12 protein-coding genes and 4 pseudogenes are annotated in these 17,555 nt (G+C 69.3%); 5 read left to right on the top strand and 11 right to left on the bottom strand.

Translation table 11 applies throughout. From position 1 onward, the window contains the following. Window positions 1-277: 277 nt before the first annotated feature. The 3 genes from CA983_RS25340 to ngcE are packed head-to-tail and all read right to left on the bottom strand — an operon-like array spanning window position 278 to window position 3,629. Window positions 278-1,201, bottom strand: coding sequence for a carbohydrate ABC transporter permease (locus CA983_RS25340; protein ID WP_086603177.1), 924 nt, complete (start codon window positions 1,199-1,201; stop codon window positions 278-280). 4 nt (window positions 1,202-1,205) lie between these two features. Continuing rightward, window positions 1,206-2,132, bottom strand: coding sequence for a carbohydrate ABC transporter permease (locus CA983_RS25335; protein ID WP_059420695.1), 927 nt, complete (start codon window positions 2,130-2,132; stop codon window positions 1,206-1,208). A gap of 42 nt (window positions 2,133-2,174) precedes the next feature. Beyond that, window positions 2,175-3,629 (bottom strand): N-acetylglucosamine/diacetylchitobiose ABC transporter substrate-binding protein, encoded by a 1,455-nt coding sequence (gene ngcE, locus CA983_RS25330; RefSeq protein ID WP_086603176.1) that lies wholly within the window; start codon window positions 3,627-3,629, stop codon window positions 2,175-2,177. A gap of 513 nt (window positions 3,630-4,142) precedes the next feature. Here ngcE and CA983_RS25325 point away from each other — a divergent pair. Together CA983_RS25325 and CA983_RS25320 are read left to right on the top strand one after the other, a co-directional pair. Beyond that, a pseudogene (locus CA983_RS25325) lies at window positions 4,143-4,442 on the top strand (hypothetical protein); the annotation flags it as partial. Window positions 4,443-4,461: 19 nt separating this feature from the next. Beyond that, entirely contained in the window at window positions 4,462-6,462 is a 2,001-nt protein-coding gene (locus CA983_RS25320; RefSeq protein WP_086603175.1) for an alpha-glucuronidase, read from the top strand. A 12-nt stretch (window positions 6,463-6,474) separates the two neighbouring features. Here the strand turns inward: CA983_RS25320 and CA983_RS25315 are convergent. The 6 genes and pseudogenes from CA983_RS25315 to CA983_RS25290 form a co-directional block, all read right to left on the bottom strand. Next, window positions 6,475-8,471, bottom strand: a pseudogene (locus CA983_RS25315) (beta-galactosidase). Then, complete coding sequence (locus CA983_RS25310; RefSeq protein ID WP_086603174.1) at window positions 8,468-9,151, bottom strand: hypothetical protein; 684 nt, start codon at window positions 9,149-9,151, stop codon at window positions 8,468-8,470. Before CA983_RS25310 ends, CA983_RS25315 begins: the two are co-directional and overlap by 4 nt. After that, complete coding sequence (locus tag CA983_RS25305) at window positions 9,148-9,750, bottom strand: hypothetical protein (RefSeq protein WP_086603173.1); 603 nt, start codon at window positions 9,748-9,750, stop codon at window positions 9,148-9,150. Before CA983_RS25305 ends, CA983_RS25310 begins: the two co-directional genes overlap by 4 nt. Next, entirely contained in the window at window positions 9,747-11,402 is a 1,656-nt protein-coding gene (locus CA983_RS25300) for an ABC transporter substrate-binding protein (RefSeq protein WP_086603172.1), read from the bottom strand. The genes CA983_RS25305 and CA983_RS25300 overlap by 4 nt, the downstream gene beginning before the upstream one ends. A gap of 40 nt (window positions 11,403-11,442) precedes the next feature. Continuing rightward, window positions 11,443-12,315 carry a carbohydrate ABC transporter permease gene (locus CA983_RS25295; protein WP_059420705.1) on the bottom strand — a complete coding sequence of 291 codons (873 nt, stop codon included), beginning with the start codon at window positions 12,313-12,315 and terminating at the stop codon, window positions 11,443-11,445. Continuing rightward, window positions 12,309-13,301 (bottom strand): ABC transporter permease, encoded by a 993-nt coding sequence (locus tag CA983_RS25290; RefSeq protein ID WP_086603171.1) that lies wholly within the window; start codon window positions 13,299-13,301, stop codon window positions 12,309-12,311. The genes CA983_RS25295 and CA983_RS25290 overlap by 7 nt, the downstream gene beginning before the upstream one ends. A gap of 232 nt (window positions 13,302-13,533) precedes the next feature. Between CA983_RS25290 and CA983_RS25285 the strand changes: the two genes are divergently transcribed. Then, window positions 13,534-14,529, top strand: a complete 996-nt coding sequence (locus CA983_RS25285) for an acetylxylan esterase (protein WP_086603170.1) — start codon at window positions 13,534-13,536, stop codon at window positions 14,527-14,529. A 162-nt stretch (window positions 14,530-14,691) separates the two neighbouring features. Here CA983_RS25285 and CA983_RS25280 read toward each other — a convergent pair whose 3' ends face one another. Beyond that, window positions 14,692-15,102, bottom strand: coding sequence for an MmpS family transport accessory protein (locus CA983_RS25280; RefSeq protein ID WP_086603169.1), 411 nt, complete (start codon window positions 15,100-15,102; stop codon window positions 14,692-14,694). 317 nt (window positions 15,103-15,419) lie between these two features. Here CA983_RS25280 and CA983_RS25275 point away from each other — a divergent pair, with 317 nt between their 5' ends. Further along, complete coding sequence (locus tag CA983_RS25275; RefSeq protein WP_208637032.1) at window positions 15,420-16,511, top strand: lytic polysaccharide monooxygenase auxiliary activity family 9 protein; 1,092 nt, start codon at window positions 15,420-15,422, stop codon at window positions 16,509-16,511. A 233-nt stretch (window positions 16,512-16,744) separates the two neighbouring features. Here the strand turns inward: CA983_RS25275 and CA983_RS25270 are convergent. Then, window positions 16,745-16,900, bottom strand: a pseudogene (locus CA983_RS25270) (aminoglycoside phosphotransferase); the annotation flags it as partial. Between the two features lie 237 nt (window positions 16,901-17,137). Between CA983_RS25270 and CA983_RS25265 the strand changes: the two are divergent. Continuing rightward, window positions 17,138-17,555 (top strand): annotated as a pseudogene (locus CA983_RS25265) (SpoIIE family protein phosphatase); the annotation flags it as partial.

Below are 17,555 nucleotides of genomic sequence, written 5' to 3'. Positions count from 1 at the left end.
GCGTCGGGGGGTGTCCGTCCTCGGAACGGCGCGATGGGGTCGGATACCGACTGACTCCCCGTTGACGCGCCAACCGCTGCGGGCGGACACCCCCCGACACGTCCCCTTCCGTGCGTACGCGGGTGCGGGCCGCCCCAGCTGCGGGCAGTCGTGCCGCTGGGGCGGCACCCGTCCCAAAGAAGCGGCACCCCGCTCCGACGGGTTGCGGACCCACCCGGCCTCAGCAGCAACCCCGGGTACCTTTCAAGCCGTCGCCGCCGGAGGCACCCGGCAGCGACTACTTCAGCGCACCCGCCGTCAGCCCCTGCACCACCTGTCGCTGGAAGATGATGTACGCCGCGAGGACCGGGAGCATGGCCATCACCAGGCCCGCGAAGAGGCCCGACCAGTCGCCCTTGTAGCCCTGGCTGACCGCCAGCTGGACGAGGCCCTGGGTGAGGACGCGCTTGTCCGGGTCGGTGTTCAGGACCGTGGGCAGCATGTACTGGTTCCACTGGCCCAGGAAGTTGAAGATGCCGACGCTGACCAGGCCCGGCTTGGCCATGGGGAGCATGATCTGGAAGAACGTACGGCTGTGCGAGGCGCCGTCGACGAAGGCCGCCTCCGCCACCGACGTCGGCAGCGTGCGGAAGAACGCCGTCAGGAAGAACACCGTGAAGGGGAGGGAGTAGGCGATGTAGACGAGGATCAGCCCGTGGATGGTGTTCAGCAGGCCCATGTTGTTCACGACGTAGAACAGCGGGACCAGCGCGAGCATGATCGGGAAGCTCATGCCGCCGATGAACAGGTAGTAGATGAAGCGGTTGCCCGGGAAGTCGAAGCGGGCCAGGACGTAGGCCGCCATCGAGCCGAGCACGAGGGTGCCGATGAGCGAACCCCCCACCACCAGCACGGTGTTGAGGAAGTAGTCGCTCATGTTGGCCTCGGTCCACGCCCGCGACCAGTTGTCGAAGTGCAGCGTGTCCGGCAGCGACCAGGGCGAGGAGAAGATCGAGCGGTCGTCCTTGAAGGACGTCATGACCGCCCACAGCAGGGGCATCACCACCATGAACGCCCAGAGGACGAGGATGCCGTGGGAGAAGGCGTTGAGGACCGTGCCCTCCTTCTTCTCCTTCGGGGGCCGGGGCGGTGGCGTGTCCGTCTTGGTGATCGGCGCGCCGGACTCGGCCGGGAGGGGAGCGGGGGTTTCGGTCGTCTTCATCTGATCAGTACTCCAGCCGCTCGCGACGGCCCAGCCGCATCACCACGGCGGCGAAGGCCAGCGTGACGACGAGCAGGGCGACACCGATGGTGGTGGCGTAGGCGGCCTGCCCGTCACGGAACGCCTTCTGGTACACGTACAGGACCATGACGGTGGTCGAGTAGTCGGGACCGCCCGGCCCGGTCGTCATGATCTGCACGACCGCGAACGACTCGGCGCCCAGGGCGAGGATGCCCATGTAGACCCAGCCCGACTGCACGGTGTCCCAGAGCAGGGGCAGGGTGACGCGGAAGAACGTCGTGGCCCGGCCCGCCCCGTCCAGCAGCGCGGCCTCGTACATCTCCGCCGGGATGGAGGCCATGCCGGCGGAGAAGAGAACCACGAAGAAGCCGACCGTGGACCAGACGAGGACCGCCATCACGGCCCACAGCGCCAGGTCGGGGTCGCCGAGCCACAGGGGCTGGACGTCGTCGAGGCCGATTCCGCGCAGGACCGAGTTGATCGCGCCGCTGTCCGGGTTGTACGCGAACGCGAACAGCAGCGCGACGATGGCGATCGAGAGGACCTGCGGGAAGAAGTAGACGATCTTGTAGAAGGAGGAGCCGCGGACGCCGGAGACGACCGGGCCGTTCTTCCTCTTTCTGCCGCCTACATTGATCATGAAGGCGAAGAACAGCGCCAGGCTGATCGTGACGACCGGCAGCAGGAGCGCGAACAGCAGGCTGTGCTGCAACGACTTCCAGAAGATCTCGTCGTCGAGCATCCGGCTGTAGTTGTCGAAACCGACCATCTTGAATTCGGGACTCAGGCCGGTCCAGTCCGTGAACGAGTAGTAAATGGACTGGATGAACGGCCAGATCACGAAGAGCGCGTACAGTCCCAGGGGCAGCGCGAGGAAGCCCACGATGAACCGGTACTTGCCGTGCTGCATCGCCACTCCGGTGCCGTTGCGGAAATTGGGTTTCCGGTGCCGTTACTGGTGCTTGTAGTGCTTGATCGAGTCGTCCTTGGCGACCTCGTCGGCGTAGGCCTGAATCTTCTTGATGGCCTCGGCCGGGGTGAGGCGGCCGGCCATCATCTCGCCCAGGCCGGAGACGCCGATCTTTTCCTTCTGCAACTGCACGTACCAGTCCTGAAGGCGGGGATTCACGACGTTCTCGCCCGCCTTGTCCAGCGCGGCGACACCCGATTTCAGGCCGGGGGTGAGGGCGATGCCGTCGGTGCCGCCGTTGTACGCGGTCAGCGACTTCACCTTGCCGGTGAAGTTCTTCGAGGACGCCTCACTGAGCATGATGCGCAGTTGCTCCATGCCGCCCTCGGCGTTCTTGGCCTTGGACGGGACGATGAAGGGCTCGCCGCCGGAGGCCCAGATGGTGCCGAAGGGCAGCTTGTCGGAGGAGTCGAGTCCGGTGGGCGCGGAGACAGCGAGGCCGAAGTCCTTCGGGATGACGTTGGCCGACTCGTTCTCCACCCAGGAGCCGTTCGGGATGAACAGCGCCTTGCCCTGGGCCCACGCGGTCTGCGACTGGATGTGGTCCAGGCCCGGGGTGCCCCTGAGGACGTAGCCCTTCTTGTAGAGCTCGTAGTACGCGTCGAAGCAGGCCTTGACGGCCGGGTGCTTCCAGGCGTTGGGCTCCAGGTTGTCGATGGCGTCGAGGACCTCGCGGCCGCCGACCTTGCCGATCATCGGGTAGAGCGAGAAGGGGATGTAATACGGGTATTTGCCCGCGTATGTCCAGCCCGCCATGCCCTTCTTCTTGGCCTTCTCGCAGACCGCGAGCATCTGGTCCCAGGTCTCGGGGTACTGCTCGTCGAGCGAGTCCAGGGCCTTCTGCGAGTACCAGACGCCGTAGACCGTGTAGGCGTAGTAGAGGATCCAGACCTTCTCGCCGTCGAACTGGCCCATCTCGACGATGCCGGGGCGCAGCGTGTCGCGGACCTTCTTGCCCGGGTCGTCGTAGGAGGGCGCGTCCAGCAGCGGGGTGAGGTCGGTGAGCTGGTTCTTGCCGACCAGGACGCCCATGTCCATCTGCTCGGCGCCGGAGTTGTCGATGAGGTCCGGTGGGGTGCCCTGGTTGAAGCGGGGCTGGAGGGTGGACTGGATCTTCTGGGTGGCGGAGAACTTCACCTTCGCCTTGGGGAAGTTCTGCTCGTAGATCTTCACCGCGTCCTCGGCGTACTCCTTGCCGAAACCGCCGTCGAACAGGACGAATTCCATGCCCGCGGTGTCGTTGACGCCGAGCGGGTTCTTCGCGGTCTTCTTGCCGGCCTTGGCCTTGTCCCCGCTGCCATTGCCGCCGCTGCTGGCGCAGGCGGACAGGAAGCTCATCGTGGGAACGGAGATCAGCCCGAGCGCGGCGGACCTTTTGATCAGATCACGGCGGCCGACACCCTCGGTGCCGTGGTTCTCGGCGGAAGTGGATCCCATGCTCAAGTCCTCGCCTTCTCCAGGACTCAGGCGGTGAACCGGATCCTTCCCGGCACCGCGATCGGGTCAAGCTGGGTCGTGCAGGAAGTGCGGGTGGTGACGTGCGGATCGTGTGAAGCGTGCGACAGGTATAGTCCACTTCCCGTCAGCGGATCAAGATCGAACACAGGGTTGGCCGTGGGTCTTATCCGAGTTGAGACCTGGCGGAAAGTCAGGTGCTCCGTCTGTTTCTCGGCGGAAATATCCCGGTCGCCACCCCCGAATGCCACAAGCAACACCCTTGACACTCCCCGGTAGTGGGGCAACTACTGGTCCTTGCGACTCGAAGTTGACAACGTTGTCCACTGCGCAGGGAGGGTACCCGTAGATGCAGCGGAAAGCTCGGCACAGATGAGGTTCGGCGGTCGTGTCGGCGACCGCGTTCGCCTTGACCCTGGGATCCCAGGGCGTTGCGGTCGCACTGCCCGGAGCACCCGAGAAGACCGACCGGAGGTTCGCGTCCTCCTTCGAGTCGACACATCGGCGACGGACGCGGCTGTGACGTCCGTGGACCTGCCGGTCTCCGAGCCCGCCGGGGCGGTCCAGTACACGCTGACGTCGTCGTCGGACCGTGCGAGGGCGCCGAGCGGCTGGACGCTCCAGGGCTCGTCCGACGGCACCACCTGGCGGACGCTGGACCGGCGCCACGGGGAGTCCTTCGCCTGGGACAGACAGACACGTGCGTTCAGCGTGAGGTCACCGGGTACGTACGAGAAGTACCGCCTGGTCCCCGACGGTGAGGGCACGCTGGCGGAGTTCGAACTGCTCTCGTGAGCAACCGAGTGGGGGTCCGATGCCGCTTCCCGTGCCCGTCCTGCCCCAGGGTGTCGACCCGGCCTGGCTGCCGCCCGCCGCCTTCCGGGCGGTCGGCGCCCGGCGGACGCTGATCCGCGGATCGGGTCCGCTGGCGGAGACGGTACACGGGGAGGTGGCGGAGGCCTGCCGACGGTTCGGGGGCCGGGTCGTGCGCGACGCCCAGCCGGGCGAGGCCGCGTACGACCTGGTCCTCGATCTCGATGCCGGCGGCCGCAGCGAAGAGGGCCTCGGCGACGAGGGCTTCACATGCGCGCGGGAGGACGGCACGACGACCGTCACCGCCTCCGGCGGACGGGGGCTGCTGTACGGGCTGTTCCACGTCGTACGGCTCGGGGAGGCGGCTTTCACCGGCGCGTGGGCGCGGGAGACGCACCGCCCCGCCCTTGCCCTGCGCATGCTCGACCACTGGGACAACGTCGCCGTGCACCCGGTCATGGGCCAGGTGGAGCGCGGATACGCGGGCGGCTCGCTGTTCTGGGAGGACGGGCGGGCGCGCGGCGGCCTGGAGCGGGTGCGGGCGTACGGCAGGCTGCTGGCGGCCTGCGGGGTCAACGCGGTCGCCGTCAACAACGTCAACGTGCACGAGACCGAGGCGCACCTGCTGACCGACCGGATCGGCGAAGTGGCCGCGATCGCCGATGCGTTACGGCCCTACGGGGTCCGCACCCACCTGTCCGTGTCCTTCGCCGCGCCGGTGCTGCTCGGCGGACTTCCCACGGCCGATCCGCTGGAGGAGGCGGTGCGGGGTTGGTGGGCCACGGCGACACGAGGGGTGTACGAGGCGATCCCCGATTTCGGCGGGTACGTGGTGAAGGCCGACTCGGAGGGTCAGCCGGGCCCGTTCGCGTACGGCCGTACGCACGCGGACGGAGCGAACACGCTGGCCGCCGCGCTCGAACCGTACGGCGGCACCGTCCACTGGCGGGCCTTCGTCTACGACCACCGCCAGGACTGGCGGGACCGCACGACGGACCGGGCCCGGGCCGCCTACGACCACTTCGTGCCGCTGGACGGCGAGTTCGCGCCGAACGCCGTGCTCCAGGTGAAGCACGGGCCGATGGACTTCCAGGTGCGCGAGCCTGTCTCGCCGCTGATCGGCGCGATGCCGCGCACCCGGCTGGCGGTGGAGGTGCAGGTCACCCAGGAATACACCGGGCAGCAGCGGCACGTCTGCTGGCTGGGGCCGATGTGGAGCGAGGTGCTGCGCTTCCGGCACGAACCGGAGTCGTCCGTGGGGGAACGGGCGCGGGGCGGGCTGGTCGGCGTGTCCAACGCCGGCGACGATCCGTTCTGGACCGGGCACCCCCTCGCCCAGGCCAACCTGTACACCTTCGGACGGCTGGCCTGGCGGCCGGCCGCCGAGCCGCGAGAGGTGCTCGACGAGTGGATAGGGCTCACCTTCCCGGAGGCTTCGGAGCGGCTGTCCGCCGGGCTGCACGCGGTACTCGACGGCTCGTGGCGGACGTACGAGAAGTACACCGCTCCGCTCGGCGTGGGATGGATGGTGCAGCCGGGCCACCACTACGGGCCGAGCGTCGACGGGTACGAGTACAGCCCCTGGGGCACCTACCACTTCGCCGACCGGGACGGCGTCGGCGTCGACCGCAGCGTGGCGAGCGGGACCGGGTACGCCGGGCAGTACCCCAAGCCGTGGGCCGAGCTGTACGAGTCGCCGGACACCTGCCCCGACGAGCTGCTGCTGTTCTTCCACCACGTGCCGTACGGCCATCTGCTGAAGAGCGGGAAGACCGTCATCCAACACATCTACGACACGCACTTCGAGGGCGTGGCGGAGGTCGAGGAAGCCCTGGAGGTGTGGGCCCGTCTGGCCGGACTGGTGGATCCGGCGCGTCACGCGCGGGTGGCGGAGCGGTACGGGGAGCAGCTCCGCAGCGCCCGCGAGTGGCGCGACCAGATCAACAGCTACTTCTTCCGCAAGTCGGGGGTGCCGGACGAGCGGGGGCGCCGGATCTACTGAGAGATCGCGGCTCTACTGAAGGATCGCGACGCCCAGGGGGTCGAGGACCAGGGGGTCGCCCTGCTCGACCCGTTTGCCGGTGAGCAGGTCGATGGCGGTGGTGTGGGCCGTCAGACGGGCCGGTTCGGGGGCGTGGTTGAGGAGGAAGAGGAGAGGGGTGCCGTCGGGGGTGACACGGGTGGCGGTCTCCACCGCGGGGTGGTCGGCGTAGGGGCCGAGCAGGTCGTGGCGGGCCAGGATACGGCGGACGACCTGGTCGACGCCCGGCTGGTCGAGGGCGGTGGCGACGTACCAGCCCTCGCCGTCACCGAAGCGGTTGCGGGTCACGGCCGGGGTGCCCGCGTAGAAGTCGGTGCCGTAGGTGGCGACCGGCTCGGCGCCGCGGGGCAGCACGAGCTCGAAGACGAGCCGCGCCTCTGCCTGCAGTTCGGGGATCGGCTGGGTGAACTCCGGTGGGCGGGCGTCCCATTCGTCCACGTGGATGCCCATCAGCGGCGCGAGCGGGCCGGGGACGTCGGTGAGGAAGGCGCGGTCGTGCTGGTCGACGCGGCCGGAGAGGAAGGTGGCCAGGACCGTGCCGCCGCGTGCGGTGACTTCTTCGAGCCGGGTGGCGAGGTCGCCCTTGACCATGTGGAGGGCGGGGGCGAGCACCACGTCGTAGGGCGTGAGGTCGGCGGTCTGCGGGATCACGTCCACGTCGGCTCCGGCCTCGCGGGCGGCCCGGTAATGGGCGTGGACCACGTCCGGGTACTTGACCAGCCGGGACGGGCCGTCGGAGATCTCCAGGGCCCACCAGCTGTCCCAGTCGAAGAGGAGGGCGGTGCGGGCCGGGGTGCGGGCGCCGAGGGTCCGGTCGCCCAGGGACTCCAACTCCTGGCCCACTTCGGCTACTTCGCGAAAGACACGGGTGTCGTCGCGGCCCGCGTGGCCGATGACCGCCCCGTGGTATTTCTCGCAGGCGCCCCGTGAGGCGCGCATCTGGAAGTAGAGGGCGGCGTCGGCGCCGTGGGCGATGGCCTGGAAGGTGGCGAGGCGCAGTTCGCCGGGCCGCCGGAGCGGGTTGACGTCACGGCAGGCCGTCGTGGACGGGGTCTGCTCCATCAGCCAGAAGGGGGCGCCGTCCTTCAGGCCGCGCATCAGGTCGTGGGCGAGGTCGGCGGGGCGTCGAGGGGCGGGTAGCTGTCCCAGGAGGCGAAGTCGAGGTGGGGTGCCCAGCGGTGGTAGTCGAGGGTGCGAAAGGTGCCCATGAAGTTGGTGGTGACGGGCGTGTCCGGGTCATGGGCGCGGATCACCTCCTTCTCGGCCAGGAAGCAGCCGAGGAGGGCGTCGGTGGTGAAGCGGAACCAGTCGAGGGTGATGCCCTGGAAGGCGGTGTGGTCGGGGCCGCGCCAGTGTTCGGTGAGGGCGTTGGGCGGCTCGATCTGGTCCCAGTCGGTGTAGCGGTGCGACCAGAAGGTGGTCCACCAGGCGTCGTTGAGGGCGTCGAGGGTGCCGTGCCGGTCCCGGAGCCACTCGCGGAACGCCTCGGCGCACAGCTCGCAGTAGCAGGCGCCGCCGTACTCGTTGTTGATGTGCCAGGCGAGCAGGGCGGGGTGGTCGGCGTACCGTTCGGCGAGGCGGGAGGCCAGCGCGGTGGCGTGTTCCCGGTACGCCGGTGAGCTGGGGCAGAAGTTGTGGCGCTGGCCGTAGCGGTGGCGGCGGCCCTCGAAGTCGGTGCGGTTGACCTCGGGGTGCCGCTTGGCGAGCCAGGGCGGGAGCGCGGCGGTGCCGGTGGCCAGGCAGACCCGGCGTCCCTCGGCGGCGGCACGGTCCAGAATGCGGTCTAGAACCGTGAAGTCGTAGGTGCCCAGGGCGGGTTGGGTGAGGGACCAGGTGAAGACGCCGACGGTGAGGGTGTCGATGCCGGCCCGCGTGAACAGGCGGTGGTCGTCGTCCCAGACGGTCTCGGGCCACTGCTCGGGGTTGTAGTCACCGCCGTACGGGATCTTCGGCGTGCGGGGCGCGGTCATGCCGTGAACTCCTCCTGGGTCTCCGTGATCACCGTGCGGCTGCCGTGCAGCAGGGACAGCAGCAGCGGGGCGGCCAGCAGGGCGGGCAGGGCCTCGGTCAGCAGGACGGTCAGCGCCGCCGCCAGGACGAGCAGGGAGGCGGCGGCGAGGGTGGCGCGGCCGTGCCTGAACAGGAAGTACCCGGCGAGGCGGGCGGTGTCCCGGGCGCGGAAGGCGAACAGCGAGGTGAGGACGAGGGCGTGCGCGCCCCAGAGGAGGGAACCGGCGCCGATCGCCGCGAGCAGCAGCGCCCACCAGCCGGGCAGGCCCGTGGCGGAGAAGTGGGTCAGGGTGAAGGCGATGACCGTCAGCCAGGCCAGCAGGGGTGCCCACAGCTTCAGCGCCGGTACGGCGTTGAGCCGCCAGCCGCGCAGGAAGGCGCGGGCCGGGTGCAGTTCGGTGAGGTCTCGGCTGCGGTGGTGGAGGGCGTAGAGGGCAGCGGACAGGGCCGGTCCGAGGGGCAGCAGGCACAGGGCCGCGAGGGGGAGGTTGGCGGGGTCGGGGCCGAGCAGGAGCAGCCCGGCCAGCCCCGGGGAGGCGGCGAGGAGCAGCAGCGCCTCGACGGTGAGGACGGTGTGGATCAGGGCGGAGGCGCGGGAGAGGGCGCCGGTGCCGAAGTCGGAGGTACGTACGGTACTCATGCCGCCTCCCGGCCGGGCAGGCGCCACTCGTCCCACCGGGGCGGGGTCTCGTCGGCGACGGGGGTGAGCTCGACGAGGGTGACCTCGTGGCGGCCCAGGGCCAGGGGCAGGTAGACGCGGCCGGGGACGGCGATCAGCCGCCGGTGGGTGCGCGCGGGCTCGGCGGAGTCCCGGTAGCCACAGCGCAGGGCGAGATCGACGCGGTCGGCGTCGGTGGTCAGCCGCCGATGGGTGCGCGCCGGCACGGCCAAGTCCCGGTAGCCGCAGCCCAGGGCGAGATCGACGCGGCCGGCGACGGCGATCAGCCGCCGACCGGAGCGCGCGGGCACAGCCAAGTCCCGGTAGCCGCAGCCCAGGGCGAGATCGACGCGGCCGGCGACGGCGATCAGCCGCCGACCGGAGCGCGCCGGCACGGCGAAGTCCCGGTAGCCGCGGCGCACGGCGATGCCGACGCCGTCGGCCAACCGCCGCCGGGCGCGCCCGGGCTCCACGGAGTCCTGGTAGCCGCGGCACAGGGCGAGGTCGACGCGGCCCGTGCCGAAGCGGTGTCGCCCGGCGTCGGTCAGCCGGCCGGTCGGCGCGTCGGGGACGCGGATCACCCGTTCTCCTTCTTGAACCGCTCGTACGCCTTGTTGTGCAGGTCGACGAGCTGCTGCATGTTCTTCGACTTCAGTTCGGCGAGGTGGGCGTTCCATTCGGACAGGGGCCGTTTGCCGAGGACGAACTGGAGGGTGTTCTGGATGACGGTGTCCTTGAGCGGGGTGTCCCAGAGGGTCGCCTGTTCCTGCTCGAAGGACTGGAGCGGGTGGGCCGGGTCGATGGGCAGCTGCTCGCGCTGGGACATGGCGTCCTGGAACCTCTTCTCGTCCGGGCTGAAGGAGGAGGAGACCAGGTCCCAGCTGCCGCCGTAGGTGAAGACGCCGTTGAAGAAGCCGTAGTCCTTCTGGAGGTCCTTCGGGGCGTCCGGGTCGGAGCCCATCAGGGAGATGCCGGTCTTGAGCTCGGGCCGGCCGCCGGACTCGGTGTAGGTGACGCCCTCGACGCCCCATTTGCAGAACTTCTGGCCCTCGTCGGAGTACCAGAGCCAGTCGAGGAACTGCATCATCGCGACGAAGCTGTCGCTCTTGAGTGCCTTGCTGGAGACCATGACGCCGTTCTCCAGGCGGGTGCCGCCGAGCACGACCGGTCCGGCCGGTCCGAGCGGCACCGGCACCATCTCGATCTTGGCTCCGTCGACCTGCTTCTCCAGGTTGTAGCGGTAGTTCTGCACCAGCTCCTGGGGGTTGGCGCTGATCGCGTAGGACTTCTGGGCGAGCAGTTTCTGCACGGCCTGGTCGTCGGTCTGGCTGAAGCTCTCGGGGTCCATGAGCTTCTCGGCGACGAGTCCCCGCAGGTACTCGACCATCTGGCGGTAGGCGTCCTGGGCGCCGGTGAAGACGAACTTCTGTGCCTTGTGGTCGAAGCTGATGTTGTCGTACGACCATCCGGCCCGGACGCCGAAGGCCTGGCCGAGGTAGCCGAACAGGGCGCCGCAGGGGAACGGGGTGTTGGTGCTCCAGCGGTCGGAGAAGGGGTACGTGCCGGGGTACTCCTCCCTGAGCGCCTTGAGGACGTCGTGCACCTCGTCCCAGGTGGTGGGCAGGCTCAGGCCGTGCTGGTCGAGGACGTCCGTGCGGAAGGACAGCGAGTAGCCGGCCTTGGCCTTCTCGTGCAGGCCGGGCAGCAGGTAGTACTTGCCGTCGGACTGGCGGATCGAGTCGAGCTCGGGCTCCAGCTTCCATTTGCGAACCTTGTCGCGGAAGTTGGGCATCAGGTGGACGTAGTCGCTTACCGGGAGGATCGCGCCCGACGAGACGAAGGCGACCTCGGAGGGGTGGTACGTCTTGGGGATCAGGAACGGGGCGTCGCCCGCGCCGATGAGGACGCTGCGCTTCTTCTCATAGTCGGCCAGCGGAACGTCGACGGGTTTGAGGGTCACGCCGGTGCGCTTGGTGAGTTCCTTCCAGAACAGCCAGCCGTCCTTCATGGGGTAGACCGGGTTGTTGTTGTGCAGCACCGAGAAGGACAGCGGCTTGGCCGCCTTGAACTGCTGCCCGGCCCGGTAGTTCTTCATCGCCCCGTTCTGCTTCTTCGACAGGTCCTTCCCGTCCCCGCCGTCGTCCCCGCTGCCGCAGCCGGTGAGGGTGGCGAGGCCGATGAATCCGGCGGCGGCGAGTATCTGGCGCCGCGACAGCTGTCCTGCGTTCTGCACGGAGACTCCTTTGTTCCGTAAGCGAGTTGGGGAGGCGCCGTCAGCCCTTGACCGCGCCGAGCATCACGCCCGAGACGAAGTAGCGCTGGACGAACGGGTACACGCAGAGGATCGGCAGTGCGGTGAGGACGATGGTCACCGACTGGATGTTCGCGCCGACCTGGCTGAGCTGCTCCGTGCCCGCGCCGGCGTTGCCGCCGCCGGTGGCACCCTGGATGAGGTTGCGGAGGTAGACGGTGACCGGCATCAGATCCGTCCGGTCCATGTAGAGGAAGGCGCTGAACCAGGAGTTCCAGAAGGACACCGAGTAGAACAGCACCATCGTCGCGACGACCGCCTTGGACAGCGGCAGCACGATCCTGAGCAGGGTGCCGTACGTGCTGAGGCCGTCGATCTGCGCGGCCTCCTCCAGTTCGGTCGGCAGGTTCTCGAAGAAGGCCTTCATGACCAGGAGGTTGAAGACGCTGATCGCGTTCGGCAGGGCGATCGCCCAGACGCTGTTCTTCAGGCCGAGGCTGGTGACCAGGATGTAGTTGGGGATCAGACCGCCGGTGAAGAACATGGTGAACACGGCGATCCCGACGAGCACGCCACGGCCCTTGAGGTGCTTCTTCGACAGCACGTAGGCGTAGCAGGTCGTCAGCACCATGGCGACGGCCGTCGCCACGACCGTGTAGAGCACGGTGTTGCCGTAGTTCCGCCAGAACATCGCGTCCTGGAACACGATCTCGTACGTGGTGAGGTTGAACCCCTTGGGCAGCAGGGTCACCTCACCGGCCCGGATCTGCCGCTCCCCGCTGAAGGACCGCGCGAGGATGTTGACGAACGGGTAGAGGGTGACCAGCACGACGAGGGTGAGGACCACCCCGTTGACGCCCTGGAAGACCCGGTAGGAACGACTCGGCTTCACCACAGGCTCGTCCCCACTGTGCGGCGCGAGAGCTGGTTGGCGGACGTGATCAGGACCAGGCCGATGACCGCCTCGAACAGGCCGATGGCGGCGGCGTAGCTGAAGCTGTTGGACTCCACGCCGGAGCGGTACACGTACGTCGAGATCACGTCGGCGGTCGGGTACGTCAGCGGGTTGTACAGCAGCAGGACCTTCTCGAAGCCGACCGCCATGAACGCGCCGATGTTGAGGATCAGCAGCGTGACCATGGTGGGCCGGATGCCGGGCAGGGTGACGTGCCAGATCTGCTGCCAGCGGTTGGCCCCGTCGATGCGCGCGGCCTCGTAGAGGTCCTCGTCGATCGTGGTGAGCGCGGCGAGGTAGAGGATCGTGCCCCAGCCGGCGGTCTGCCAGATCTCCGAGCCGACGTAGATCGTACGGAACCACTCGGGTTCCTGGATGAAGCGGATCGGTTCGTGGCCGAACCAGCCGAGGAGGTGGTTGACCGGGCCGTCGCTGGCCAGCATCTGCATCGTGATGCCCGCGACGATCACGATCGACAGGAAGTGCGGAAGGTACGACACCGACTGCACGAACCGCTTCAGGGAGCGCCGGCGCACCTCGTTGAGCAGCAGCGCCAGCACGATGGGGACCGGGAAGCAGAACAGCAGCGTGAGCCCGCCGATCCACAGGGTGTTGCGGAACACCTGCCAGAAGGTGGGGTCGTTGAGGAACATCTGCACATAGCGCAGCCCCACCCACTCCTCGCCGAAGAGCGACCCGCCCGGCTCGAAACGCCGGAAGGCGATGACGTTGCCGATCATCGGCAGATAGCGGAAGACCAGGAAGAACAGCAGCGGCAGGATCGCCAGCGAGTACAACTGCCAGTCGCGGCGCAGCGCCCGCCGCCAGCCGGTCCGGGCGGGGTCCCGCTTGCCGCGTCGGGGTGCGGCTGAGGCCGGAGGCGGATCCTGGGTGCCCGGCGGGGCCGACGTGGTGGACGTGCTCATTGCTCGGGCCTCCCGTGGACATGGCACGTGGAACCGAAACTTTCGAGCTCTTACCGGTAACTTCGCGGCAACTTATGGCCAGCAGAAAGCGCTGTCAATGGGGGCGGCGGCAGTCGGTTGAGGCGTCTGTGCCGCGTTGGAAGCGCGTCGAACCTGGGTAGACCCCAGGGACCTGCCGCCCGTCGTCCGTCGCAAGTTTCTGGATGACCACCGATTCCTGCGAGGTGCCGCCGTGCCCGCGTTCGACCTGCCGCTGACGGAACTGGAGCGCCATCGCCCGGACGTCGGGGAGCCCGCCGACTTCGACGCGTTCTGGCTGCGCACGCTGAAGGAGGCCGCTCAGGCGGAGCCGCTGGTGTCGGTGCGGCCGGTGGAGACGGGCCTCCGGCTGACGCGGACCTGGGACGTGACGTTCCGGGGTTTCGCGGGCGACCCGGTACGCGCGTGGTTCAGCAGGCCGGCCGGTTTCGACGAACCCCTGCCCGCCGTCGTCGAGTTCGCCGGGTACGGACGCGGCCGGGGCCTGCCGCACGAGCGCCTCACCTGGGTCAACGCCGGGTACGCGCACCTGCTCATGGACAATCGCGGCCAGGGCGACGCGTACGGCTGCGGCGGTGACACGCCCGATCCGCACGCCACCGCCCCGGGCGGCCCCGGCCCGGCGGTACGCGGCCTGCTCGCTCCCGAGGACTACCACTACCGGCGCCTGATCACGGATGCGGTGCGCGCGGTCACGGCGGTGCGGGAGCTGCCCGGCGTCGACCCCGCGCGGACCGTGGCCGTCGGCAACAGCCAGGGCGGGGGGCTGGCTCTGGCGGTCGCGGGACTCGTCCCCGACCTGGCGGCGCTGCTCGTCACCGCCCCGCTGCTGTGCGGCATCCGCCGCGCGCTCGACCTCACGGACGCGGGGCCGTACGGCGAGATCGCGTCGTACCTCGCCGTCCACCGTGGCGCCGAAGACGACGCCTACCGCACGCTCTCCTACGTCGAGGGTGTCTCCTTCGCCCGTCGCGCGCAGGCCCCGGCTCACTTCGGCGTGGGGCTGCGGGACACGGTGTGCCCGCCGAGCGGGGCGTACGCCGCGTTCAACCGCTACGCCGAACTGACCGGCACGGACCCGCGCAAGGAGATCCACGCGTATCCGTTCAACGGGCACGAGGGGGGTGACGCGGTGCAGGTGCGGCGTCAACTGGCCTGGGTGCGAGCGGTGCTGGGCGGGCCGGAGTGATGACCACAGGGGTTCGCGGCACCGTTCGGGGCTCGTCGGCCTGAGGTCCGGCCGGAACTCCGAGTGCGGGACGCCGGCCCGCCCGGAGGCCTAGGGGGTGTCCGCTAAGTCCCGTATGCCCTGAGGGCAGGCGGGACTTTGCGGACACCTGGCGACTCGGGGTCACTTCCCGATCGGGGACTCCGCGGTGCAGCCACCGGCGGTCACCAGGCCATCGGCACTCTGTTCCTCGAGCACCTTGCCCTTGTGGATGATCTTGCAGGTGACCTGGGCGCCTTCGGGGTCCGCGGCGACCGGCATGACCGCCGCGGGCATGATGCCGCGCAGCGTGACCGTCTTCTTCCAGGGCAGTTCGGGCTTCGACACCGACTCGATCTTCGGCTCCATGGCCTTGCCACCGCCGCCGTGGAACTCGATCGAGTCGACGTTCTTCCCCGTGACCTCGTAGGTGACTTCGTACGTCTCGTCCACTGCCTTGTCGACCTGGTCGACGGCTTCGGAGCAGGAGCTGAGACCGAGTGCCAGGCCAGCGACGGCGACGGCGACGGCGGTTGCACGGATGGTGCGGTTCAAAGGGATCCCCCCGGATCATGAAAGGTCGGATCCGCAGCCAACCGTGAAGGAAGAGCAAAGTCAACTTCACGAAATCCGACGCCGGTTCCGTCAGGCGCCTGTGACGCTGCAGGCGCCGGTCTGTACGCCCGTCCGTCCTGACGCGCTCTTGCGCCGCAGCCGTAGACAACTGCGCCGTCCGGCGCTAACTTCCGCAACAGCGGGGTGGGAGCGCTCCCATAACGGTGGACCGGAACCCGCCCTCGAGTCGCTCCCATCCCGCGCATCCGCGCACACGCATCCACAGGCCCGTACCTCAAGGAACGGACGATGCTGTCATGATCCTGACAAGAAACGCGGGGGGACCCCCCAAGCCCCGATCAGCGCTCTCCACCCGGACCAGAGCCCTCTTCCTGGTCCTGCTCTCCCTCCTCGTCACCGTTCCGGCCCTCGGCCTGGTCATGACGGCCGGTGGTGAGGCGGAGGCGCACGGCACCCCCATGAAGCCGGGCAGCCGCACCTTCCTGTGCTGGCAGGACGGTCTGACCGACACCGGTGAGATCAAGCCGGTCAACCCGGCGTGCCGGGCCGCGCAGCAGGTCAGTGGCACCACGCCGTTCTACAACTGGTTCTCGGTGCTGCGCTCGGACGGCGCCGGCCGCACCCGGGGCTTCGTACCGGACGGCGAGCTGTGCAGCGGCGGCAACACCAACTTCGCCGGGTTCAACACCCCCAGCAAGGACTGGCCGCTCACCCACCTCACCTCGGGCGCCACGGTCGACTTCTCGTACAACGCCTGGGCGGCGCACCCGGGTTGGTTCTACGTCTACATCACCAAGGACGGCTTCGACCCGACGAAGACGCTCACCTGGAACGACATGGAGGAGCGGCCGTTCCTGAGCGTCGACCACCCGCCGCTGAACGGCTCCCCGGGCACGGTCGAGGCCAACTACTCCTGGACCGGCAAGCTCCCCGAGGGCAAGTCGGGCCGCCACATCATCTACATGGTCTGGCAGCGCTCCGACAGCCAGGAGACCTTCTACTCCTGCTCGGACGTCGTCTTCGACGGCGGCAAGGGCGAGGTGACCGGCATCAAGCAGCCGGGCAACCCGTCCGAGCCGGTGCCCGGCACCTGCACGGCCACCCGCAAGACGACCGGCAGCTGGAACGGCGGCTACCAGTCCGAGGTGACCGTCACCAACACCGGCACCGTCCCGATGCTCGGCTGGATGGTCGACTGGACGCTGCCGTCCGGCCAGAGGATCGAGAGCCTGTGGAGCGGCAGCGCCACCTACAACGGCCAGTCGGTGATGGTCCACAACGCCGGCTGGAACGGCTCCCTCGATCCGGGCAAGAGTACGACGTTCGGGTACACCGTCTCCGGACCGGGCGGTGACAGTACGACGAGCCTGCCCTGCCGGGTGGGCTGAACCGTCGCGTCGGACGGGCCCGGTGGGCGTCGGTCACCGGGCCCGTTCGGTCCCCGGCTTCGGTGAGCGGAGAGCCGGGTGAGCGGAGGGCCGGGTGAGCGGAGGGCCGGGAAGCGCCCGCAACAGCATGGCTGGACAGTGAGGACTGGTCCGAGACCGACGAGCATGCCACCGCCGAACCACAGCGCGGCAACCGGCTCGTGAAGCCGTCAGCCCCACTGTCCCCCGAGAAGTGGGCGGCGATCCGCCCGGGCAGCCGGTCGTCGCCAGAGCTGGTTGTCCCAGCCGCGCGCACCCAGCCGCACAGGCAGATCGGCCAGGTCGGGGTGCTGGTCGCGCAGCAGCTCACGGATCAGGGCCGCCGTGATCTCGATCTCGGTGTGGGCCATGCGGCGCAACGTCAGCGCGGCGGCGGGTCGCGGAGATGCGAGTGGCCGGGATTCGCCGGGTGTGCCGACCCAGTCCGCCCGTCGGTCCCATATGTCGCTGTTATCCAGGTGTGCGATTCTGATGTGTGGGTGCCCTGCCGCTCATGTGGGGCGTGGATCCGCCGCGTCGTCGTCGCCTGAGTTCCGGGGACTCCCACCTGCCGGTAGCTGCGGCATGGACGGGAGGTGGATGCGGACATGCCCCATTTCGGCGATGCCCGGGCCGCGGCCCCCGGCGTTCGGGTGCCGGGGCACGCGGGCACCGGTTCGCCTCCTCGCACGCCGGAGTCCGCCGCACGGGAGCGGGTCCTGGCGTTCGCCGGGGTGGCGCTGGCGGCGGTGTACGTACGGAGCGAGCACGGTGCGGAGCTCCAGCTGGTGGAGTCGGCCGGCGGCGAGCCGGAGCGGTACGGGTTGCCGAGTCGCGTGCGGCACGGCGGGGGCACCTCACCCGCTCCGGCGCCGGGCTACGCGGCGGCGTCGGGCGACAGTGGGCCCGCCGTGGTCGAGGCCTTCCGGAGTGGGCGGCCACTGTGGCTCGCGAGCCGGCAGGAAGGCGGAGTCGCCGGTGCGCCGCTCGGGGCGGTGCCGCTGGGGGCCGCCGCTGGGGGCCGCC

Source organism: Streptomyces swartbergensis (genome assembly GCF_002148965.1).
GTDB classification, from domain to species: Bacteria; Actinomycetota; Actinomycetes; order Streptomycetales; family Streptomycetaceae; genus Streptomyces; species Streptomyces swartbergensis.
Note: the sequence above shows the minus strand (reverse complement) of the source record. Positions and strands in the feature narration are given on the sequence as shown.